The sequence below is a fragment of the Oceanobacillus halophilus genome, assembly GCF_003628505.1.
In the GTDB taxonomy this organism is placed as follows: Bacteria; Bacillota; Bacilli; order Bacillales; family Amphibacillaceae; genus Oceanobacillus; species Oceanobacillus halophilus.
Map to the genome: position 1 here is coordinate 63,094 of NZ_RBZP01000011.1, position 22,793 is coordinate 85,886.

General features: G+C 39.1%; 27 protein-coding genes. All 27 read right to left on the reverse strand.

The window, feature by feature from the left end:
• Positions 1–4 precede the first annotated feature (4 nt).
• The gene (gene rpsE / locus D8M06_RS13190) at positions 5–508 is read right to left on the reverse strand and encodes a 30S ribosomal protein S5 (protein WP_121204872.1); all 504 of its coding nucleotides are present in this window, start codon (positions 506–508) and stop codon (positions 5–7) included.
• 24 nt (positions 509–532) lie between these two features.
• Positions 533–895, reverse strand: coding sequence for a 50S ribosomal protein L18 (gene rplR, locus D8M06_RS13195; protein WP_121204873.1), 363 nt, complete (start codon positions 893–895; stop codon positions 533–535).
• A gap of 31 nt (positions 896–926) precedes the next feature.
• Positions 927–1,463, reverse strand: coding sequence for a 50S ribosomal protein L6 (gene rplF / locus D8M06_RS13200; RefSeq protein ID WP_121204874.1), 537 nt, complete (start codon positions 1,461–1,463; stop codon positions 927–929).
• Between the two features lie 29 nt (positions 1,464–1,492).
• Positions 1,493–1,891: a 30S ribosomal protein S8 gene (rpsH, locus tag D8M06_RS13205; RefSeq protein ID WP_121204875.1), complete on the reverse strand. Its 399-nt coding sequence runs from the start codon at positions 1,889–1,891 to the stop codon at positions 1,493–1,495.
• 30 nt (positions 1,892–1,921) lie between these two features.
• On the reverse strand, positions 1,922–2,107 hold the full coding sequence (locus D8M06_RS13210) for a type Z 30S ribosomal protein S14 (protein WP_019375521.1): 186 nt from the start codon (positions 2,105–2,107) through the stop codon (positions 1,922–1,924).
• A gap of 29 nt (positions 2,108–2,136) precedes the next feature.
• On the reverse strand, positions 2,137–2,676 hold the full coding sequence (gene rplE / locus D8M06_RS13215; RefSeq protein ID WP_121204876.1) for a 50S ribosomal protein L5: 540 nt from the start codon (positions 2,674–2,676) through the stop codon (positions 2,137–2,139).
• Between the two features lie 26 nt (positions 2,677–2,702).
• Positions 2,703–3,014, reverse strand: coding sequence for a 50S ribosomal protein L24 (gene rplX, locus D8M06_RS13220; RefSeq protein ID WP_121204877.1), 312 nt, complete (start codon positions 3,012–3,014; stop codon positions 2,703–2,705).
• A gap of 36 nt (positions 3,015–3,050) precedes the next feature.
• Entirely contained in the window at positions 3,051–3,419 is a 369-nt protein-coding gene (gene rplN / locus D8M06_RS13225; protein WP_121204878.1) for a 50S ribosomal protein L14, read from the reverse strand.
• Positions 3,420–3,458: 39 nt separating this feature from the next.
• Positions 3,459–3,722: a 30S ribosomal protein S17 gene (gene rpsQ / locus D8M06_RS13230; protein WP_121204879.1), complete on the reverse strand. Its 264-nt coding sequence runs from the start codon at positions 3,720–3,722 to the stop codon at positions 3,459–3,461.
• Between the two features lie 24 nt (positions 3,723–3,746).
• Entirely contained in the window at positions 3,747–3,947 is a 201-nt protein-coding gene (rpmC, locus tag D8M06_RS13235; RefSeq protein WP_047185895.1) for a 50S ribosomal protein L29, read from the reverse strand.
• Entirely contained in the window at positions 3,937–4,371 is a 435-nt protein-coding gene (gene rplP, locus D8M06_RS13240) for a 50S ribosomal protein L16 (RefSeq protein WP_121204880.1), read from the reverse strand. The genes rpmC and rplP overlap by 11 nt, the downstream gene beginning before the upstream one ends.
• A 20-nt stretch (positions 4,372–4,391) precedes the next feature.
• A complete protein-coding gene (gene rpsC / locus D8M06_RS13245) occupies positions 4,392–5,033 on the reverse strand; it encodes a 30S ribosomal protein S3 (protein WP_121204881.1) in 642 nt (213 codons plus the stop codon).
• Between the two features lie 3 nt (positions 5,034–5,036).
• On the reverse strand, positions 5,037–5,378 hold the full coding sequence (gene rplV / locus D8M06_RS13250; protein ID WP_121204882.1) for a 50S ribosomal protein L22: 342 nt from the start codon (positions 5,376–5,378) through the stop codon (positions 5,037–5,039).
• 18 nt (positions 5,379–5,396) lie between these two features.
• Positions 5,397–5,675, reverse strand: a complete 279-nt coding sequence (rpsS, locus tag D8M06_RS13255) for a 30S ribosomal protein S19 (RefSeq protein WP_121204883.1) — start codon at positions 5,673–5,675, stop codon at positions 5,397–5,399.
• Positions 5,676–5,732: 57 nt separating this feature from the next.
• Positions 5,733–6,563: a 50S ribosomal protein L2 gene (gene rplB, locus D8M06_RS13260; RefSeq protein WP_121204884.1), complete on the reverse strand. Its 831-nt coding sequence runs from the start codon at positions 6,561–6,563 to the stop codon at positions 5,733–5,735.
• A gap of 32 nt (positions 6,564–6,595) precedes the next feature.
• Complete coding sequence (rplW, locus tag D8M06_RS13265; RefSeq protein WP_121204885.1) at positions 6,596–6,883, reverse strand: 50S ribosomal protein L23; 288 nt, start codon at positions 6,881–6,883, stop codon at positions 6,596–6,598.
• Positions 6,883–7,506 carry a 50S ribosomal protein L4 gene (gene rplD / locus D8M06_RS13270; RefSeq protein WP_121204886.1) on the reverse strand — a complete coding sequence of 208 codons (624 nt, stop codon included), beginning with the start codon at positions 7,504–7,506 and terminating at the stop codon, positions 6,883–6,885. Before rplD ends, rplW begins: the two co-directional genes overlap by 1 nt.
• 26 nt (positions 7,507–7,532) lie before the next feature.
• Positions 7,533–8,162: a 50S ribosomal protein L3 gene (gene rplC / locus D8M06_RS13275; protein ID WP_121204887.1), complete on the reverse strand. Its 630-nt coding sequence runs from the start codon at positions 8,160–8,162 to the stop codon at positions 7,533–7,535.
• A gap of 30 nt (positions 8,163–8,192) precedes the next feature.
• Complete coding sequence (rpsJ, locus tag D8M06_RS13280) at positions 8,193–8,501, reverse strand: 30S ribosomal protein S10 (RefSeq protein ID WP_121204888.1); 309 nt, start codon at positions 8,499–8,501, stop codon at positions 8,193–8,195.
• 1,076 nt (positions 8,502–9,577) lie between these two features.
• Positions 9,578–10,768 (reverse strand): elongation factor Tu, encoded by a 1,191-nt coding sequence (gene tuf, locus D8M06_RS13285; RefSeq protein ID WP_121204889.1) that lies wholly within the window; start codon positions 10,766–10,768, stop codon positions 9,578–9,580.
• 122 nt (positions 10,769–10,890) lie between these two features.
• Entirely contained in the window at positions 10,891–12,969 is a 2,079-nt protein-coding gene (fusA, locus tag D8M06_RS13290) for an elongation factor G (protein ID WP_121204890.1), read from the reverse strand.
• 41 nt (positions 12,970–13,010) lie between these two features.
• Positions 13,011–13,481, reverse strand: a complete 471-nt coding sequence (gene rpsG / locus D8M06_RS13295) for a 30S ribosomal protein S7 (protein ID WP_121204891.1) — start codon at positions 13,479–13,481, stop codon at positions 13,011–13,013.
• 38 nt (positions 13,482–13,519) lie between these two features.
• The gene (gene rpsL / locus D8M06_RS13300) at positions 13,520–13,939 is read right to left on the reverse strand and encodes a 30S ribosomal protein S12 (RefSeq protein WP_121204892.1); all 420 of its coding nucleotides are present in this window, start codon (positions 13,937–13,939) and stop codon (positions 13,520–13,522) included.
• Positions 13,940–14,058: 119 nt separating this feature from the next.
• The gene (locus D8M06_RS13305) at positions 14,059–14,325 is read right to left on the reverse strand and encodes a ribosomal L7Ae/L30e/S12e/Gadd45 family protein (protein ID WP_121204893.1); all 267 of its coding nucleotides are present in this window, start codon (positions 14,323–14,325) and stop codon (positions 14,059–14,061) included.
• A 154-nt stretch (positions 14,326–14,479) separates the two neighbouring features.
• Complete coding sequence (gene rpoC, locus D8M06_RS13310; protein ID WP_121204894.1) at positions 14,480–18,091, reverse strand: DNA-directed RNA polymerase subunit beta'; 3,612 nt, start codon at positions 18,089–18,091, stop codon at positions 14,480–14,482.
• A 93-nt stretch (positions 18,092–18,184) separates the two neighbouring features.
• Entirely contained in the window at positions 18,185–21,721 is a 3,537-nt protein-coding gene (rpoB, locus tag D8M06_RS13315; RefSeq protein ID WP_121204895.1) for a DNA-directed RNA polymerase subunit beta, read from the reverse strand.
• A gap of 443 nt (positions 21,722–22,164) precedes the next feature.
• Positions 22,165–22,767 carry a class I SAM-dependent methyltransferase gene (locus D8M06_RS13320; protein WP_121204896.1) on the reverse strand — a complete coding sequence of 201 codons (603 nt, stop codon included), beginning with the start codon at positions 22,765–22,767 and terminating at the stop codon, positions 22,165–22,167.
• Positions 22,768–22,793: the final 26 nt, after the last annotated feature.

Genomic DNA, 22,793 nt, shown 5'->3' on the forward strand with positions numbered 1-22,793 from the left:
CTTATTATCCTAACAGTTCTTCTATTGACTTACCACGTAATTTTGCAACATCTTCAGCGCGTTTTAATTGAGTTAGGCCTTCAATTGTTGCACGAATCATATTAATTGGTGTGTTTGAACCTAAGGATTTAGTAAGAATATCACCAATTCCTGCTAATTCCAAGACAGCACGAACAGGTCCACCTGAGATAACTCCAGTACCCTCTGTAGCTGGTTTCATGAGTACTTTACCAGAACCGAATCTACCATTAACCTCATGTGGAATAGTAGTTCCAACCATCGGTACAGAAATTAAATTTTTCTTAGCGTCGTCTACTGCTTTTTTAATAGCTTCTGGTACTTCTTGTGCTTTACCTGTACCAAAACCTACATGACCGTTTTTATCTCCAACCACTACGATCGCAGCGAAACGCATGCGACGTCCACCTTTTACAACCTTCGATACACGGTTTACCGCAACAACACGTTCTTCAAGATCTAGTTTGTTCGGATCAATGCTTGTATTCATTTAAGGGGTTCCCTCCTTCTTTGATTAAAATTCTAATCCTGCCTCGCGAGCTGAATCAGCTAATGCTTTTACACGTCCATGATAAAGATATCCTCCACGGTCGAAAACAACTGATTTGAATCCTTTATCTTGAGCACGTTTAGCAATCAATTCTCCGACTTGTTTTGCTGCTTCAACGTTACCAGTTGATTCCATGTTTAGGTCTTTATCTTTTGTAGAAGCACTTGCAACTGTTACACCAGTTGTGTCATCTATTAATTGAGCATAGATATGCTTATTTGAGCGATATACGTTTAAACGAGGACGTTCCGTAGTTCCAGCTAAATTTCTGCGAACACGATTATGTCTTCTTTTACGTACAACATTTTTGTCTGGTTTTGTGATCATCTACGTCACTCCTTTCTGCTTCTATCTATTCTTACTTAGCAGTTTTACCTTCTTTGCGGCGTACATACTCACCAGCATAACGGATACCTTTGCCTTTATAAGGTTCTGGTGGACGAATTGCTCTAATATTAGCTGCAACTGCACCAACTAACTGTTTGTCAATACCTTTAACAGTAAGCTCCGTATTTTTAGGTACATCAATTTCGATTCCTTCAATTGCATCAATTTCTACAGGGTGTGAATATCCTGCATTGATAACAACTTTATTACCTTGTTTTTGCGCACGGTAACCAACCCCAATGATTTCAAGAGATTTCTCAAATCCTTTACTTACACCTTCTACCATGTTGTTAACGCTAGTACGTGTTGTACCATGTAGCGCACGATGTTCTTTGTTATCGCTTGGACGCTCAACAGTAAGAACATTACCATCTATATTAATTTTCATATCTTGATGTAATTCTTTTGTTAATTGACCTTTAGGTCCTTTAACAGTCATTGTGTTTCCATCAAGTTTAATTTCAACACCTTCAGGAATTTCAATCGGCTTAAGTCCTATACGAGACATTCATTGCACCTCCTCTAAATAAAAATTAATTACCAAACATATGCCATTACTTCGCCGCCAACTGCTTGGGAACGTGCTTCTTTATCAGATAGCACTCCTTTAGAAGTTGAAACGATAGCAATACCTAGACCATTTAGTACACGAGGTACTTCGTTAGCTTTAGCATATACACGTAATCCTGGTTTACTAATACGTTTAATACCAGTAATGATTTTTTCTTCATTTGGACCGTACTTAAGGAAAATACGCAGAACACCTTGCTTGTTATCTTCAATCACTTCATAATCTTTAACGAATCCTTCACGTTTAAGAATATCAGCAATTTCTTGTTTCATTTTAGACGCTGGTAGTTCTAATTTTTCATGTTTAACCATGTTTGCATTTCGAATACGAGTTAGCATATCTGCAATTGGATCTGTCATAGTCATTACTAAAATACCTCCTTCCCGAATCGGGGATTACCAACTTGCTTTTTTGACACCAGGAATTTGACCTTTATAGGCAAGTTCACGGAAACAAATACGGCAAAGTTTAAATTTACGAATTACAGAGTGTGGTCGGCCACAACGTTCACAACGTGTGTATTCACGTACTTGATATTTTTGTGGGCGTTTTTGTTTCGCAATCATCGATTTTTTAGCCACAATTTTCCCTCCTTGTATTAGCTCTCAGCTTATTTTTGGAAAGGCATGCCTAGTTGAGCCAAAAGTTCACGCGCTTCTTCATCAGTATTAGAAGTTGTTACAATAACAATATCCATACCACGAACTTTATTAACTTTATCATAATTAATTTCTGGGAAAATTAGTTGTTCTTTAACACCTAATGTGTAGTTTCCACGACCATCAAAAGCTTTTTTTGAAATACCACGGAAATCACGTACACGTGGAAGTGATACTGCAATTAGTTTTTGCAAGAATTCATACATGCGCTCGCCACGAAGTGTAACTTTCGCACCGATTGGCATACCTTCACGTAAACGGAATCCAGCAATGGATTTCTTAGCACGAGTAATAAGTGGTTTTTGACCAGAGATTAAAGATAGTTCCTCAACAGCACTGTCTAAAGCCTTAGAGTTTTGTACTGCGTCACCAACACCCATGTTGATAACAATCTTTTCTACTTTTGGTACTTGCATTACAGATTCGTAATTAAATTTATTCATTAAAGATGGTACAATCTCATCTTTGTATTGTTCTTTTAATTGGTTCATCATGTCGCCCTCCTTCCGCCAGCGAATTATTTATCTAAAAGTTCACCGGATTTTTTAGCGATTCGGACTTTCTTTCCGTCACGTATTTCATATCCAACACGAGTTGGTTCACCGGATTTTGGATCTATTGGTAATACATTAGAAACATGAATTGGTGCTTCAATGTTTAGAATTCCACCTTGTGGGTTTTCTTGAGAAGGTTTTGCGTGTTTTTTGATCATGTTAACACCTTCTACAAGAACGCGTTCTTTCTTAGGGTATGCTTCTAGAATAACGCCCTCTTTACCGCGATCTTTACCAGACAATACTTTAACTTTATCACCTTTTTTTACATGCATGCTTTACGCACCTCCTTGACAAGTCAATTTATAAGCTTATAGAACTTCTGGAGCTAGAGATACGATTTTCATGAATTTAGCATCACGTAATTCGCGTGCAACTGGTCCAAAAATACGAGTTCCTCTTGGACTTTTATCGTCACGAATAATTACGGCAGCATTTTCATCAAAACGAATATATGATCCATCTTTACGGCGAGCGCCAGATTTACTACGAACAATTACAGCTCTTACAACGTCACCTTTTTTGACAACGCCCCCTGGTGTTGCTTGTTTTACGGAACAAACAATAACATCACCAATATTAGCTGTTTTGCGACCTGAGCCACCTAATACTTTAATGGTTAATAATTCACGAGCACCAGAGTTATCTGCAACTTTTAATCGAGTTTCTTGTTGAATCATAACACTGTGACCTCCCTTCGGACATTCGGAGCCGACTTATTATATAATTACTGCTTCTTCCACGACTTCAACTAGACGGAAACGTTTAGTTGCTGAAAGTGGTCGAGTTTCCATGATGCGTACAACATCTCCAACTTTTGCTTGGTTGTTTTCATCATGAGTTTTAAACTTCTTAGAATACTTTACTCGTTTACCATATAATTTATGGTTTTTATAGGTTTCAACTACTACTGTAATAGTTTTATCCATTTTATCTGATACGACACGACCAGTATAAACTTTACGATTATTACGTTCAGTCATACGAGGCTAACCTCCTCTCTTGAATCAGTTATTAACGTTTAATTCACGTTGACGAATAACAGTTTTCATACGCGCAATTGCTTTTCTCACTTCGCGAATGCGTGCAGTGTTTTCTAATTGACCAGTTGCTAACTGGAAGCGTAAATTAAATAGTTCTTCTTTTAGTGATTTTACTTTTTGTTCAATTTCGGCAGTGGTTAGATCTCTAATTTCATTAGCCTTCATTGTTTTCACCACCAATTTCTTCACGTTTTACAAATTTAGTTTTAATAGGCAACTTGTGAGAAGCAAGACGCAGCGCTTCGCGTGCAACTTCTTCAGGCACACCTGCAATTTCAAACAAAATTTTTCCTGGTTTAACCATTGCTACCCAACCTTCAGGAGCACCTTTACCAGAACCCATACGAACTTCTAGGGGTTTTTTAGTATACGGTTTGTCTGGGAAAATTTTAATCCAAACTTTACCGCCACGTTTCATATAACGAGTCATCGCAATACGAGCTGCCTCGATTTGACGACTAGTGATTCTTGCAGGTTCTACTGCTTGAATACCATATTCACCGAATGATACAGTTGTACCGCCTTTTGCTTGGCCGGTTAGTTTACCACGATGTTGTTTACGATGTTTTACACGTTTAGGCATTAACATAATGCTTTTGCCCCCTTCCTTTATTTTTCGGTTTTAGTTGGAAGGACTTCTCCACGATAGATCCACACTTTAACACCTAATTTACCATAGGTAGTGTCTGCTTCTGCAGTACCATAGTCAATATCAGCACGCAAAGTGTGTAGTGGTACGGTTCCTTCACTATAATGTTCCGCACGAGCGATATCTGCTCCGCCAAGTCGTCCAGAAACCATTGTTTTAATCCCTTTTGCTCCAGCACGCATAGCACGTTGAATTGCTTGCTTCTGTGCACGACGGAATGAAATACGGTTTTCTAATTGACGAGCAATATTATCTGCTACTAATTTAGCGTTAAGATCTACTTTTTTAACTTCTACAATATTAATGTGAACTCTTTTACCAGTTAATGCATTTAAAGATTTACGAAGAGCTTCTACTTCTGAACCGCCCTTACCAATAACCATTCCTGGCTTCCCAGTATGAATAGTGATATTAACACGATTTGCCGCACGCTCGATTTCAATGGAAGAAACAGCAGCAATCTTTAAGCGATTTTCAAGATATTCTCTGATCTTAATATCTTCATGTAGTAAGTCTGCATAGTCTTTACCAGCATACCATTTTGACTCCCAGTCTTTAATAATGCCTACGCGAAGACCTGTTGGATTTACTTTTTGACCCACTAACTATCCCTCCTTCTTTTCTGTTACAACCACTGTAATGTGGCTTGTGCGCTTGTTTATTCTACTTGCACGTCCTTGTGCACGTGGACGGAAACGTTTCAATGTTGGACCTTCATTTACATATGCTTCAGAAATCATTAGATTATCTGGGTCCATTTCATAATTATGTTCTGCATTTGCGATAGCAGATTTTAATACTTTCTCTACAACTGGGGAAGCACCACGTTGTGTGTGACGTAAAATCGCAACTGCTTCACCTACGTTCTTTCCTCGAATTAGATCAACAATTAAACGAACCTTACGAGGAGCAATACGAACAGTTTTTGCAACGGCTTTAGCTTGCATTGGGTAAGCCTCCTCTCATTAGCGTTTTGTTTTCTTGTCATCGCCAGCATGCCCTTTGTACGTACGGCTTGGCGCGAATTCACCTAATTTATGTCCGACCATATCTTCGGTAATGTATACAGGAACGTGCTTACGTCCATCATAAACTGCGATTGTATGACCTACAAATTGAGGAAAGATTGTTGAGCGACGAGACCAAGTCTTAACTACTTGCTTCTTGTCTGATTCGTTTAATACATCAATCTTTTTCAATAAATGGTCATCTGCAAAAGGTCCTTTTTTCAAACTACGACCCATGGATAAACCTCCTTCCGCAAGTGAGAGACGGGTCTTAATTCCCGTCTGTTCTTTTGTTTATTTTTTACGTTTACGAACAATATATTTATCAGACGGTTTGTTGCGTTGACGTGTTTTATATCCAAGTGTAGGTTTGCCCCAAGGTGACATTGGTGATTTACGTCCAATTGGCGCGCGGCCTTCACCACCACCGTGTGGGTGATCATTAGGGTTCATAACAGATCCACGTACTGTTGGGCGTTTGCCTAACCAACGAGAGCGGCCTGCTTTACCAACACGGATTAGTTCGTGTTCTACGTTTCCTACCTGACCGATTGTAGCACGGCAAGTACTTAATACCAAACGTGTTTCCCCAGATGCTAGACGTACAAGAGAATATTTCCCTTCACGACCAAGAATCTGAGCTTCTGCTCCAGCAGAACGTGCTAATTGTCCGCCGTTACCTGGTTTTAACTCAACGTTATGAATTACCGTACCCACTGGAATGTTCGCTAATGGTAGTGCATTACCAAGTTTGATATCTGCGTTATCGCCAGATTCAATTTCCTGACCTACTTGAAGTCCTTTTGGTGCTAGTATATAACGTTTTTCTCCATCAACATAGTTGATTAAAGCAATATTAGCTGTGCGGTTTGGATCATATTCGATTGTAGCAACGCGTCCTGGTATACCATCTTTGTCACGTTTGAAATCGATAATACGATATTGACGCTTATGACCGCCACCTTGATGACGAACCGTCAATTTCCCTTGATTGTTACGCCCGCCACGTTTGTGCAATGGGCTTAGCAGGGATTTTTCCGGTGTGTCTGTAGTGATTTCAGCAAAATCAGAAACAGACATGTTACGACGACCATTTGATGTTGGTCTGAATTTTTTTATCGCCATCTTGTTTCCCTCCTTTTCGATATACTAAATAATTAAGCCTCAAAGAAATCTAATTCTTTACTATCTGATGATAATTCAACAATAGCTTTTTTACGGTTAGGTCTGAATCCACCATAACGACCCATACGCTTAAATTTACCTTTGAGATTCATAGTGTTTACTTTAACAACTTTTACACCAAAGATAGATTCAATCGCATCTTTGATTTCCGTTTTATTTGCTTTAGGGGATACTTCGAAAGTATATTTTTTATCCGCCATTAAATCAGCAGAATGCTCAGTAATGACAGGGCGCTTAATAATATCACGTGGATCTTTCATTATGCAAGCACCTCCCCTGCTTTTTCAGCTGCATCTTTAGTTAAGATTAGCTTGTCATGCGTAAGCAAGTCTAAAACATTTAATTCTTCTACAGTAAGGACTTTAACAGATTGAAGGTTATTAGCAGAACGAGCGATAACTTCATCTTTGCTAGCAGTCACGATTAGTGCTTTTGAATCAACACTTAATGCATCTAACATATTAACAACTTCTTTGGTTTTAGGAGCATCCATAGCAAGACCTTCTAAAACAACTAAGTTCTCTTCTTTAAGTTTAGATGATAGTGCAGATCTAAGCGCTAAGCGACGAACTTTTTTTGGTAATTTGTAGCTATAACTACGTGGTGTAGGTCCGAAGACAGTTCCACCACCTACCCATTGTGGAGAACGGATTGAACCTTGACGAGCACGTCCTGTACCTTTTTGACGCCATGGTTTACGCCCACCGCCGCGTACTTCAGAACGATTCTTCACAGCATGAGTGCCTTGACGTAAAGATGCTCTTTGCATTACAACAGCTTCATGCAATACGTGTGTATTTGGTTCGATACCGAACACCGCATCATTTAATTCAAAATCTCCAGCATTACTTCCATCTTGTTTAAATAGTGCTACTTTAGGCATGACATATCCTCCCTTCGTGTGTATGATTAATTAGCTCTAATCGCACTTGTTATTTTTACATAAGATTTTTTGGCACCAGGTACATTACCTTTAATTAATAGTAGATTCTTTTCAGCATCCACACTAACTACTTCTAGGTTTTGAATAGTTATCTGTTCAGACCCCATATGACCTGGTAGTTTTTTTCCTTTAAATACACGCATAGCGTCGATAGCGCCCATTGCACCAGGTGATCTGTGGTAATGAGAACCGTGTCCCATTGGCCCACGTTGCTGTCCGTGACGTTTGATTGCACCTTGGAATCCTTTACCTTTAGAAGTTCCGGTTACATCAACTTTTTCTCCAGCTTCAAAAATATCAACACTGATTTCTTGACCAACTTCATACTCGTCAAGATTTGCGTTACGGATTTCACGAACGTAGCGCTTAGGGGCAGTGTTTGCTTTTTCAGCATGACCTTTTTTCGCTTTGTTTGTACGTGATTCCTTTTCATCTGCAAAACCGAATTGTAGTGCTTCATAGCCATCATTCTCTAATGTTCTCTTTTGTAGAACTACGTTTGGCTCAGCCTGAATAACAGTAACAGGTACTAATTCGCCGTTTTCTGTAAATAACTGAGTCATGCCGATTTTACGACCTAAGATTCCTTTCGTCATCCGTTACACCTCCTATATTTACCTCAAATTTTATAATTTAATTTCTATATCAACACCAGATGGTAAGTCAAGACGCATTAACGAATCAACAGTTTTCGGTGTTGGTTCAACAATATCGATTAGACGTTTATGTGTACGCATCTCGAATTGTTCACGTGAATCCTTGTATTTATGAACAGCACGCAAGACAGTATAAACTGATTTTTCTGTAGGTAATGGAATCGGTCCAGAAACATTAGCTCCAGAACGTTTCGCAGTATCTACGATTTTTTCAGCAGATTGATCTAATACACGGTGATCATATGCTTTTAAACGGATTCTGATTTTCTCTTTTGCCATTATTTTCCCTCCTTTATCGCCCATATCATTATAGACATTCTCCGTGAAAATTCCTTGGCGCACTAGCCATGGCAAAGGGGCCGGGTGTGCCAACAACCTCTCACTTCATCGCTTTTATGACCAACGTTATAAGTATAACAAAAGCGAATGGTCAATGCAACCATTATTTAAATGTCTTCTGCGGTCACACATCTTTGTATTATACATAGGTGCCACGCGAAATGCAAGAGTTTCTAGGAATATTTTATACATGTTATGAATATATCTAATTAATAGAAATAGAAGACGCAAAATCTAATGTACGTAAGTGTAACATAATATGTTCCTATCGTTTTAAAAATCAATAGGATACTTCATTTTACTATAGGCTCAGTTTGCTTGCTTTCTTATTGTGTCGGAGATGATAGAAATTCCTGATTTATTTAATTAAGAATAAATATCTAATGGAGTGCGTTGTTGATTTCCGCTCCGGGCAGTCGCTTTCCGCGGGCGGCTGATGAGCCTCCTCGTGCTATCGCACTGCGGGGTCTCATCTAGGCCTCTTTTCCCGCAGGAGTCGACTGCCCTCCGCTCCAATCAACACTGTTTTATAGAGGGAGTCCATTTTTGATTAATATCAAAATCACTATCATTTATTCATTTGTTTAAAATACCCAATTATATAAGAAAATTGAACAGCACAAATCAGCGGAGGAAATACACGGAGACTCCTTGAAAAAGAAGACCACTTTTTCTGCGTGCGATGTTTCGCTGTCGTAGCGTTCCTTGTCCTGCGGGATGAAATGCCTAGGTGAGACTACGTAGAGCGATAGCTCAGAGTAGGCTCAGCAGCGCCCGCAGAAAGCGGAGTGTATTTCCGTAGCGGGTATATAGCAGTATTCTTAATTAAAGTAATCCACAGTCTATATAAAATGCGACATAATCTATAAACGCAGCTGTCCATTAGGAAACCGCCAAGCTATAAAAGGAATATGGAATTGTACAACAGCATGTTAGTAGGGAAAAGGTTTTGTAAAACATAGACAAATAAAAAACAGGTAACGCCATTGCGCTACCTGTTTTATAGTAATTATCTATTATTTTTGGATAGATGTTACAACACCAGATCCAACAGTACGTCCACCTTCACGGATAGAGAAGCGTGTACCGTCTTCAATAGCGATTGGAGCAATAAGCTCAACTGTCATTTCAGTGTTATCTCCTGGCATTACCATTTCAGTTCCTTCTGGAAGTGTAATAACTCCAGTTACATCCGTTGTACGGAAGTAGAACTGAGGACGGTAGTTAGAGAAGAAAGGAGTATGACGTCCACCTTCATCTTTTGATAAAACATAAACTTCTGCTTTGAAGTTAGTGTGTGGTGTAATTGAACCAGGCTTTGCTAGTACTTGACCACGGTTGATGTCTTCACGAGAAACACCACGAAGTAGTGCACCAATGTTGTCACCAGCTTCTGCATAGTCAAGAAGCTTACGGAACATTTCAACACCTGTAACAGTTGTTTTACCAGACTCTTCTGATAGACCGATGATCTCAACTTCGTCACCGACTTTAACTTGACCACGCTCAACACGTCCAGTTGCAACAGTACCACGACCTGTGATAGAGAATACATCCTCAACAGGCATCATGAATGGTTTGTCATTGTCACGTTCTGGAGTTGGAACATATTCGTCAACTGCAGCCATTAGATCAACGATTGCTTGTTCATATTTTTCTTCACCTTCAAGTGCTTTAAGAGCAGAGCCGCTGATAACTGGTACGTCATCACCAGGGAAGTCATATTCAGTTAATAGATCACGAACTTCCATTTCTACTAGTTCTAGTAATTCTTCATCGTCAACCATGTCAACTTTGTTTAAGAATACTACGATTGAAGGTACACCTACGTTTTTAGATAGTAGGATGTGCTCACGAGTTTGTGGCATTGGACCATCTGCAGCAGATACTACTAGGATAGCTCCGTCCATTTGTGCAGCACCAGTGATCATGTTTTTAACATAGTCAGCGTGACCTGGGCAGTCTACGTGTGCATAGTGACGAGTATCAGTTTCATATTCTACGTGAGAAGTAGCAATTGTAATTCCACGTTCTTTTTCTTCTGGAGCACCGTCAATTTGGTCATATGCCATTGCGCTACCTTTACCAGATTTTTTATGCATTACAGTTGTAATTGCAGCTGTTAAAGTTGTTTTACCATGGTCAACGTGTCCGATTGTACCAATGTTAACGTGACTTTTCGAGCGGTCGAATTTTTCTTTAGCCATTTATAGTTCCTCCTTTAGGTAAATAAAAGTAATTTTAAAATTTATGTGTAACTAAGAAATAATATTAGCATTATTTCTTAGTCTTCACTAACTGTTATACGTTACCTTGCCGAAAAAATCAATTATTCTCCAGCGTTTTTCTTAATAATTTCTTCTGAAATTGACTTAGGTACTTCTTCATAGTGATCGAAATGCATGGAGTATGTTCCACGACCTTGCGTGTTTGAACGTAATGCAGTTGCATATCCAAACATTTCAGAAAGTGGCACCATAGCTTTGATAATTTGTGCATTACCACGTGCTTCCATTCCTTCAACGCGACCACGTCTTGAAGTTACATCACCCATAATGTCACCCATGTATTCTTCAGGAACAGTGATTTCCACTTTTTCAACTGGTTCTAGGATTACAGGGTTACATTTATTTTTGGCGGATTTAAGTGCCATAGAAGCAGCAACTTTAAATGCCATTTCGTTTGAGTCAACATCATGATAGCTACCATCATATAATGTTGCTTTTACATCGATTAGTGGATATCCAGCTAATACACCTTGTTCCAACGATTCTTCAACACCCTGTTGAACAGCTGGGATGTATTCACGCGGTACAACACCACCGACGATTTTATTAACGAACTCAAACCCAGCGCCTTCTTCGTTAGGTTCAAATTTAATCCACACGTGACCATATTGTCCACGTCCACCAGACTGACGTACGAACTTCCCTTCGACTTCAGCTGCTGAGCGGAATGTTTCACGATAAGCAACTTGTGGAGCACCAACGTTAGCTTCAACCCTAAACTCACGTTTTAGACGGTCAACGATGATGTCAAGGTGTAGTTCACCCATACCAGAAATGATTGTTTGACCAGTTTCTGTGTTTGTTTCAGTTTTGAACGTTGGGTCTTCTTCTGCTAGTTTAGATAGAGCAATACCCATCTTATCTTGGTCAGCTTTTGTTTTAGGTTCAATAGCAACGGAGATAACTGGGTCAGGGAATTCCATGGATTCTAGAATAACTAAACTTTTCTCATCACATAGTGTATCCCCAGTGCCTGTATCTTTCAAACCAACAGCTGCCGCAATCTCACCAGAATATACTGTAGGTACTTCTTCACGGTGATTTGCGTGCATTTGTAGAATACGACCTACACGCTCACGTTTGTCTTTAACAGAGTTCTTCACGTATGAACCAGAATCAAGTGTTCCTGAGTAAACACGGAAGAATGTTAGTTTACCAACATAAGGGTCAGTCATAACTTTAAATGCTAACGCAGAGAAAGGTTCTTTGTCGCTTGATGGACGAGTTACCTTCTCTTCTGTCCCAGGAACAATACCTTCGATTGGTGGTACATCCGTTGGAGCTGGAAGGTAATCAAGAACACCATCCAACATTAATTGAACACCTTTGTTTTTAAACGCTGATCCACAAAATACTGGATAGAATTCAACATTTAGTGTAGCTGTACGAATTGCCTGTTTTAACTCTTCGTTGGTAAGTTCTTCACCTTCGAGATATTTCATCATAAGCTCTTCGTCAGATTCAGATACAGCTTCAATTAAGTTATTACGCAATTCCTCTGCTTTCGCTTTGTATTCTTCTGGAATTTCACGAGCGTCAGCACGTGTACCTAAATCATCTTCATAGTAGTATGCTTTCATTTCAATTAGGTCAATAATTCCTTCGAATTGATCTTCAGCACCAATTGGTAATTGAACAGGATGTGCATTTGCACCTAAACGTTCACTTAATGTGCCTGTAGAATATAGGAAGTCTGCACCGATTTTATCCATTTTATTAATGAATACAATTCTCGGTACGCCATAGGTTGTAGCTTGACGCCAAACAGTTTCTGTTTGTGGCTCTACACCAGACTGCGCATCTAGAACCGTTACAGCACCATCAAGTACACGTAATGAACGTTCAACTTCAACTGTGAAGTCTACGTGCCCAGGTGTATCAATGATGTTGATTCGATGCTCTTTCCATTGAGCTGTTGTAGCAGCAGATGTAATCGTGATTCCACGTTCTTGCTCCTGCTCCATCCAGTCCATTTGCGAAGCGCCTTCGTGTGTTTCTCCAATTTTATGAATACGTCCTGTATAGAAAAGAATACGCTCGGTAGTTGTTGTTTTACCTGCATCAATATGCGCCATAATACCGATATTACGCGTCTTTCCCAAGGAGAACTCTCTAGCCATGTATTCTTCTCCTTTCTATAAAAAACTTTAATTTGTTTAGATTACCAGCGATAATGAGCGAATGCTTTATTAGCTTCAGCCATTTTATGCATTTCTTCACGTCTTTTAACAGAAGCACCTGTGTTGTTCGATGCGTCTAAGATTTCATTAGCAAGACGTTCTTCCATAGTCTTTTCTCCACGAAGACGTGAATAGTTTACTAGGTAACGCAATCCTAATGCTTGACGTCTTTCTGGACGCACTTCTACTGGTACTTGGTAGTTCGAACCACCAACACGACGAGCACGCACCTCAAGTACTGGCATAACATTTTTCATTGCTTGTTCAAAAACCTCCATTGGTTTTTGTCCACTTCTTTCAGCAACTAGTTCAAATGCTTTATAAAGAATTTTTTGTGCCTTACCACGTTTCCCGTCAACCATAATTTGGTTGATAAGACGAGTAACTAATTTTGAGTTGTATAGCGGATCTGGTAGTACATCACGCTTTGCTACTGGACCTTTACGAGGCATGGGTCATCCTCCTTTCATATCTAAGTTGAATACTTTTATTATTTTTTCTCTTTAGGTTTCTTAGTTCCGTATTTAGAACGTCCTTGCATACGACCTTCTACACCAGCAGTGTCAAGTGCACCACGAACAATATGGTAACGCACACCTGGTAAGTCCTTAACACGACCACCACGAAGTAAAACTACACTGTGTTCTTGAAGGTTGTGTCCAATCCCTGGGATATATGCTGTAACTTCCATGTTGTTAGACAAACGTACACGAGCATATTTACGTAACGCAGAGTTTGGTTTTTTAGGAGTCAACGTACCAACACGTGTACATACACCACGTTTTTGTGGAGAATCTTGGTCAGTAAGTGACTTTTTAAAACTATTGTACCCTTTGTTAAGCGCTGGAGAGTTAGCTTTTTTTGGTTTACTAACTCGACCTTTACGTACAAGTTGATTAATAGTAGGCATTTAATTTGTCCTCCCTTCCTAAATAATATGATTTTAAAACTGTAACTAGTGAATATATTCAACGCTCTGTAATTCCACACATCCAGGCGGTTCATTTTTTTGTAAAAAAGGTGGCGGAATTATTCCGCTTTGATCAACTTTTTCACCGCAACTGCAGACGCGCCAACTTCTATACCACACGCAGCTCCCAACTTCTTTTTAGAAGCAACAACCTTACATGGTATATCCAGTTCTTTCGCTAAACTAGCTACTTTTTGTGTTATGTGCCTGTCAGCATCATCAGCAATGAACACTTCACTTATATCACCATTTTTCATGGCCTTAAGTGTTTGCTTCATCCCAATTATCAAGTGTGATTGCACTTGCGTCACTTTTTCATAAGACATCTATCGTATCCTCCAAAGTAACAATAATAATCGGAAGCACCTTGAATATAGTACCATCCTAATATTTTTATGTCAATATCAAAACAACTATTTTCTTAAGGATATTTTATAGGTGCTTCCAATTCTTTATCACTTTTACGTTATTTTTCTCTAACTATTGTACTGTCTCTGTTTCTATCTCTTCTGTTGTTTCTTCTTCTGGCTTATCTAATATTGGTTTTATACTGCGGTATTGCTGCATTCCTGTGCCCGCTGGTACCAATTTACCAATAATGACATTTTCTTTAAGTCCGAGTAACTCATCTCGTTTTCCTTTGATAGCAGCATCCGTAAGAACACGTGTAGTTTCTTGGAATGATGCCGCTGATAAGAAGGAATCTGTTTCCAAGGAAGCCTTTGTAATACCAAGTAATACTGGTCTTCCTGTAGCTGGATTTCTTCCATCAAGGAGAACTGATTTGTTAGCATCTTTGAATTGGTGTAATTCAAGGAGTGAACCTGGTAATACTTCTGTATCACCGGAGTCAACAACTCTAATTTTACGTAGCATTTGACGAACCATTACTTCTACGTGTTTATCACCAATTTCAACCCCTTGCATACGGTAAACTCGTTGTACTTCGCGAAGAATGTACGCTTGAACACCTTCCACACCTTTTACGCGCAACAAGTCTTTAGGGTCAATGGAACCTTCTGTGAGTTCCTGACCAGCTTCCACTTCGTCCCCTTCAGCAACTTTCAGTCTCGCGTTATAAGGAACAGTGTATGCTCTTTGTTCCACATCGCCTTGAATAATGATTTCTTGTTTATCTTTGGCTTCGTTAATTTCGAGCACTCGACCATAAATTTCTGTAATAACCGCTTGACCTTTAGGGTTCCTTGCTTCAAACAACTCTTGAATACGTGGTAAACCTTGTGTGATGTCATCACCAGCTACACCACCAGTATGGAATGTACGCATAGTTAACTGTGTACCCGGTTCACCAATAGATTGAGCAGCAATAATACCTACAGCTTCTCCAACCTCAACGTCTGATCCTGTAGCAAGGTTACGTCCATAACATTTTTGACAAACGCCATGTTTGGTATTACATGTAAATGCACTACGTATTGTTACTTTTTCTATTTCTGCTTCGACAATTTCTTTCGCTTGGTCTTCAGAAATTAGAGCATTCTTCTCTACTATGACAGAACCAGTTTCTGGATGCTTAACTGTCATAAATGCAGTGCGTCCAATCAATCGATCTAGCAATGGCTCAATAACCTCTGTACCATCAACTAACGCTTCGACTTCTAAACCACGGTCTGTACCACAATCTTCTTCCCGAATGATAACATCTTGAGCCACATCAACAAGACGACGAGTTAAGTAGCCAGAGTCAGCAGTCTTCAAGGCTGTATCCGCTAGACCTTTACGTGCACCGTGTGTTGAAATAAAGTATTCTAACACAGTTAATCCTTCACGGAAACTTGACTTGATTGGCAACTCAATAATTTTACCAGCTGGGTTGGCCATCAAGCCACGCATACCTGCAAGCTGTGTAAAGTTAGACGCGTTACCACGAGCACCTGAATCACTCATCATAAAGATTGGGTTTCGATGACTCAAGGATTTCATTAGCTTCTCTTGGATAACATCCTTGGTTTGAGTCCATATAGATATTACACGGTCATAACGTTCTTCTTCTGTAATTAAACCACGACGGAATTGTTTCAGTACTTTATCAACTTTAGACTGTGCATCATCCAAAATTTCCTGTTTCTCAGGTAATACAACAATATCCGAAATACCTACTGTCATACCAGCTTTGGTCGAATAGCTAAACCCTAAGTCTTTCATTCGGTCAAGCATTTTCGATGTTTCTGTAATCTTAAATCGTTTAAATACCTCGGCGATGATGTCACCTAAGAAACCTTTTTTAAATGGTTTAACAATATCTCGTTTACTAATCTCTTCCTTGACATTCGTTCCTTGCTCTATAAAATATACCTCCGGAGTCTTCTCTTCCAAGTTAGTCCGAGTAGGTTCATTCATATAAGGGAATGAATCAGGCAATATTTCATTAAATATTAGTTTACCAACAGTTGTTAGCAATAATTGATTATGCTGTTCTTGCGTAAATGTTTTATTATTTAAGCTGGAAGCCTGAACAGCAACCCTTGTATGAAGGTGTACGTAACCATTTTGATACGCGATCATTGCCTCACTAATATCTTTAAACACACTTCCTTCACCAATAGCCCCTTCACGTTCTAAGGTTAAGTAATAGTTTCCTAATACCATATCCTGTGAAGGTGTAACTACCGGTTTTCCATCTTTCGGATTTAAGATGTTTTGTGCAGCAAGCATTAACAAGCGAGCTTCAGCTTGAGCCTCTGCTGATAACGGTACGTGAACGGCCATTTGGTCTCCATCAAAATCCGCATTATAAGCCGTACAAACGAGTGGGTGCAAACGAATTGCGCGACCTTCAACTAGTGTAGGTTCGAAGGCCTGAATTCCCAGTCTATGCAAAGTCGGCGCACGGTTAAGTAGTACCGGATGTTCTTTAATGACATCTTCAAGGACATCCCATACATCAGGATGTACACGTTCAATTTTCCGTTTAGCAGACTTAATATTATGCGCTAAACCTCTTTCAACCAATTCTTTCATAATGAACGGTTTAAATAATTCTAAGGCCATCTCTTTTGGCAATCCACATTGATACATTTTCAAGTGTGGTCCAACAACGATAACCGAACGACCAGAATAGTCAACACGTTTTCCAAGTAAGTTTTGACGGAAACGACCTTGCTTACCTTTAAGCATGTGTGATAAGGATTTTAATGGACGGTTACCCGGACCAGTTACCGGACGTCCTCTACGACCATTATCAATCAATGCATCCACTGCTTCTTGAAGCATACGTTTCTCATTTTGAACGATTATGCTCGGAGCACCTAAATCTAATAGTCGTTTCAAGCGATTATTACGGTTAATAACACGACGATACAAATCATTTAAGTCGGATGTTGCAAAACGACCACCATCAAGTTGAACCATTGGACGAATTTCAGGCGGGATTACCGGTAAAACATCCAAAATCATCCAATCTGGATCATTTCCAGAGTTACGAAAAGCTTCCAGTACTTCTAATCTTTTAATGGCTCTTGTACGACGCTGTCCTTGAGCAGTCTTCAATTCTTCTCTTAACGCATCCACTTCTTTTTCTAGGTCGATATCTTGCAATAGCTTCCTAATTGCTTCTGCACCCATTTGCGCTTTAAATGTATTGCCATATTTATCGTAATATGCACGGTATTCCTTTTCAGATAGTAATTGCTTCTTCTCTAACGCAGTACTACCAGGATCGGTAACGATATAAGCAGCAAAATAAATTACTTCTTCCAACGCTCTAGGTGACATATCCAAAACAAGACCCATACGACTAGGAATACCCTTGAAATACCAAATATGTGATACCGGGGCTGCTAGTTCAATGTGCCCCATACGTTCACGACGCACTTTAGATTTAGTAACTTCTACTCCACAACGGTCACAGACTACACCTTTGTAACGTACACGTTTATACTTTCCACAATGACATTCCCAGTCCTTTGTTGGTCCGAAAATTCGTTCACAGAACAGACCATCTTTTTCTGGTTTTAATGTACGATAATTAATGGTTTCTGGTTTTTTCACCTCACCATAGGACCAAGAGCGGATTTTCTCCGATGAAGCCAAGCCGATTTTCATATACTCAAAATTATTTACATCTAGCAAGGAGCCTTCCTCCCTTTTAATGTGCGTTTTTTCATACATATATTTTAAGCTAGAGAATTGATAGCAAAAAGCTAACAACCCTCTATCTTTATCTTAATGTTCTTCTACTTCTAAGTTAAGCTTGCTAGCCGATTGACTATCATCTTCTTCAAGATCACGCATGTCAATTTCATCTTCTTTGCTATTAAGCATTTTCACATCCATACCAAGACTTTGAAGTTCTTTGATAAGTACCTTGAATGATTCAGGGACACCGGGTTCAGGGACATTGTCGCCTTTAACAATGGATTCATAAGTTTTCACACGACCAACAATATCATCGGATTTAACAGTTAGGATTTCTTGGAGTGTGTACGCTGCACCATATGCTTCAAGTGCCCAAACTTCCATCTCTCCAAAACGCTGTCCACCAAATTGTGCTTTACCACCCAAAGGTTGTTGTGTAACAAGAGAGTAAGGTCCGGTTGATCGAGCATGTAATTTATCATCGACCATGTGTGCAAGTTTTATCATATACATAACACCTACAGAAACACGGTTATCAAAAGGGTCTCCTGTCCGACCATCATAAAGAACGGTTTTGGCATCTCTTGACATACCAGCTTCCTCTAGCGTTTCATATACATCTTCTTCATTTGCTCCATCAAACACCGGTGTAGCAACATGAATACCAAGTAATCTAGCAGCCATACCTAAATGCAGTTCAAATACCTGTCCGATGTTCATACGTGATGGTACACCTAATGGGTTAAGCATAATATCTACAGGTGTTCCATCAGGTAAGAATGGCATATCTTCTTCTGGTAGGATTTTAGAAATAACCCCTTTATTACCATGTCGACCAGCCATCTTATCTCCTTCGTGAATCTTACGTTTTTGTACGATATAGGCACGAACTAACTGGTTTACACCAGGTGGCAATTCATCTCCGTCTTCACGGTTGAAGATCTTAACGTCTAAGACAATACCTCCCGCACCATGCGGCACACGTAAGGATGTATCACGTACTTCTCTTGCCTTTTCTCCAAAAATTGCATGGAGCAGTCTTTCTTCTGCTGATAACTCGGTAACCCCTTTTGGCGTTACCTTACCAACTAAAATATCTCCATCGGTAACTTCCGCACCAACACGGATAATTCCATTTTCATCCAGATTCTTCAGAGCATCTTCCCCAACGTTAGGAATGTCTCTTGTGATTTCTTCTGGACCTAATTTTGTGTCTCTTGCTTCTGATTCATACTCTTCAATATGGATAGAAGTATATACATCATCTTTCACAAGTCTTTCACTCATAATAATCGCATCTTCGTAGTTGTAACCTTCCCATGTCATGAAAGCTACAAGAACATTTTGGCCTAAAGCCATTTCTCCATCTTGCATAGATGGACCATCTGCAAGAACTTCCCCTTTTGTAACTCGGTCACCCTCACTGACAATCGGGCGCTGATTTATACAAGTTCCAGCATTTGAGCGAATGAATTTTTGTAAATTATAACGATCTACATCGCCTTGGATTTCTTTCCCATCAACTTCCGATACTCGACGGACTACAACCTCTCTCGCCTCAACTCTCTCTACAATACCGTCATGTCTACAGATGGTAGCAGCACCAGAGTCTTTACCATTAACGTATTCCATACCAGTACCAACAATTGGTGCTTGTGGTTTTAACAAAGGAACAGCTTGACGTTGCATGTTTGCACCCATCAGAGCACGGTTGGAGTCATCGTTTTCCAAGAAAGGAATACATGCTGTAGCAGCCGAAACAACTTGTTTAGGCGAAACATCCATGTAATCAATTTGCTCTCTTTTCACAACAATGTTTTCTCCACGGAAACGGGAAATAACTTCTTCACTTTCAAATATATTATCTTCATTTAACGGCGCATTCGCTTGGGCAACAATATAATTATCTTCTTCATCAGCCGTTAGATAATCAATTTCATTTGTTACTTTGCCAGTCTCCGAATCAACCCGACGATACGGCGTCTCGATAAAACCAAATTCATTAACTTTCGCAAAAGAAGAAAGAGAGTTAATCAAGCCGATATTTGGGCCCTCAGGAGTTTCAATTGGACACATTCTCCCGTAGTGGGAGTAATGGACATCTCGCACCTCAAAACCAGCTCGTTCACGAGTTAAACCACCAGGTCCTAAAGCTGACAAACGACGTTTGTGTGTTAACTCAGCTAACGGGTTCGTTTGATCCATAAATTGGGATAACTGTGAACTTCCAAAGAATTCTTTAATAGAAGCAATTACCGGTCTAATGTTAATTAATTGTTGCGGTGTAACACTTGATGTATCCTGAATGGACATTCTCTCACGTACCACTCGTTCCATCCGTGAAAGACCAATACGGAACTGGTTTTGTAGTAACTCACCAACAGAACGAAGTCTACGATTTCCTAAATGATCTATGTCGTCCGTATCTCCAACTTCATGCAGCAAGTTAAAGAAATAACTGATAGAAGCTAAAATATCTGCAGGTGTAATATGTTTGATGTCTTTTTCTACATTCCCATTACCTATAACATGGAGAACTCTTTCACCACTTGGGTCCGTTGGATCGATAATTTTTACAGTTTGAAGCGTGATTTCATCTTCAAGTACACCATCATGTGGTTGTTGAACTGTTTCACCAAGCATATCTTCCTTACGTTCTAAATATGGGATTAGCTTATTTAACAGTTTTCTTTCTAGACGATCGCCTTTTTCTGCTAAAACCTCGCCTGTTTCTGGGTCAACAACCGTTTCAGCTAGTACTTGATTTAACAGGCGATTTTTTATGTTAAGTTTCTTGTTCATTTTATATCTACCAACACGCGCTAAATCATATCGTTTTGGATCAAAAAATCTGGAAACAAGTAAACTTTTTGCGTTTTCTACAGTTGGTGGTTCACCAGGACGCAATCGCTCGTAAATTTCTAACAACGCTTTTTCTGTTGTTTCCGTATTATCTTTTTCTAATGTATTTTTAAGGTATTCATTCTCACCAAATAATTCGATGATTTCTTGATCAGTACCGAATCCGAGCGCACGCAATAGTACAGTGATTGGCAATTTACGTGTACGGTCAATTCTTACGTGAGCTACATCCTTTGCATCGGTTTCGAATTCTAACCATGCACCGCGGTTAGGGATAACCGTAGCTCCAATACCCCGTTTACCATTTTTATCAATTTTTTCATTAAAATAAACACTTGGCGAACGTACAAGCTGAGATACAATTACTCGTTCTGCACCATTAATCACAAACGTTCCTGTATCAGTCATTAATGGGAAGTCACCCATAAACACCTCTTGTTCTTTTACTTCGCCAGTCTCGTTATTAATCAAACGAACTTTAACTCGTAGTGGGGCATTATAAGTAACATCTCTTGATTTAGACTCGTCTACATCATACTTTGGATCACCTAAACTGTAATCGACAAATTCAAGTGATAAATTACCCGCAAAGTCTTCAATAGGAGAAATATCTTTAAACATTTCCCTTAGCCCCTCTTCTAAGAACCATTCATAAGAAGAAGTTTGAATTTCTATTAAATTTGGTAGCTCTAATACTTCACTAATACGTGCATAGCTCCTGCGTTTTCGGTGCCGTCCATATTGAACTAGTTGACCTGTCAACTGCTTCACCCCTTAAATAATACGTATTGTAGAATACTAATCCTACTTTTTAAAAAAGGTATATTTATTTAAAACACTACTAGTTCGCTAACTAGTGTGTTTTTTAAAACTTCAAATGATACTCTCATAAGATAAAGAAACTTTAACAAAACCTTTATGTCTAATTATGTAAGAATCCAATACTTGATGAGGAAGCTGTCATGTTAAAGAGCCAATTACATTCCCTTTTAATATTTTCAAATAATAGTTTACAGATTTAACTGTTAAACGTTATAATAAGGAAAAGATAAGGATAGATTCTACGTAACATCCTCATTTTCCCTCGATTCTAACAGTTTTTCCTATCCGCAGTGAAATATACATTCATATTTCACAAAGATTCTACTTGACATAAAAATCCCATTATTAGCATTTTACTATACTAACATAAGAGTATCGTTTGGTCAATTATTTATTGCCTTTATAATAAAATAACCTTTATCTCTAGCTACTATATCCACTTCACCGAAGAGGTCCTCTAGTTTTTGTTTAGCAGAAGGCGCTCCTTGCTTCTTCTGAATAACCACCCATAATTCTCCATTTGGGAGCAACGCTGATTTAGATTCTTCAAACATTTTATAAACAACTTTTTTACCCGCTCTAATTGGTGGATTTGTAACAATTGCCGCAAACAAACGTTTACCCACATTCGCTAAACCATCACTATGGATTATTTCGGTGTTAACTATTTGATTCCGCTTAGCATTTAACTCCGCTAAACTTAACGCTCTTTTATTTATATCAGCCATAACAATATTTCTATCTTGGAAACTATTCGCCAAGGCAATACCGATTGGACCGTATCCGCATCCCACATCTAATATATCACCAGATATTATAGGAGCTTCAAACGTTTCTATTAATAAACGGGAACCGAAATCTACTTCATTTTTTGAGAAGACTCCTATATCACTAGTAAACGTAAATTCCCTGTCTCTTAATATATATTTCCATGTTTTTGGCGAACTTTTAGAATGAGGTTGTTGTGAAAAGTAATGCTCAGTCACATGGGCACCTACTTTACTATATTAAT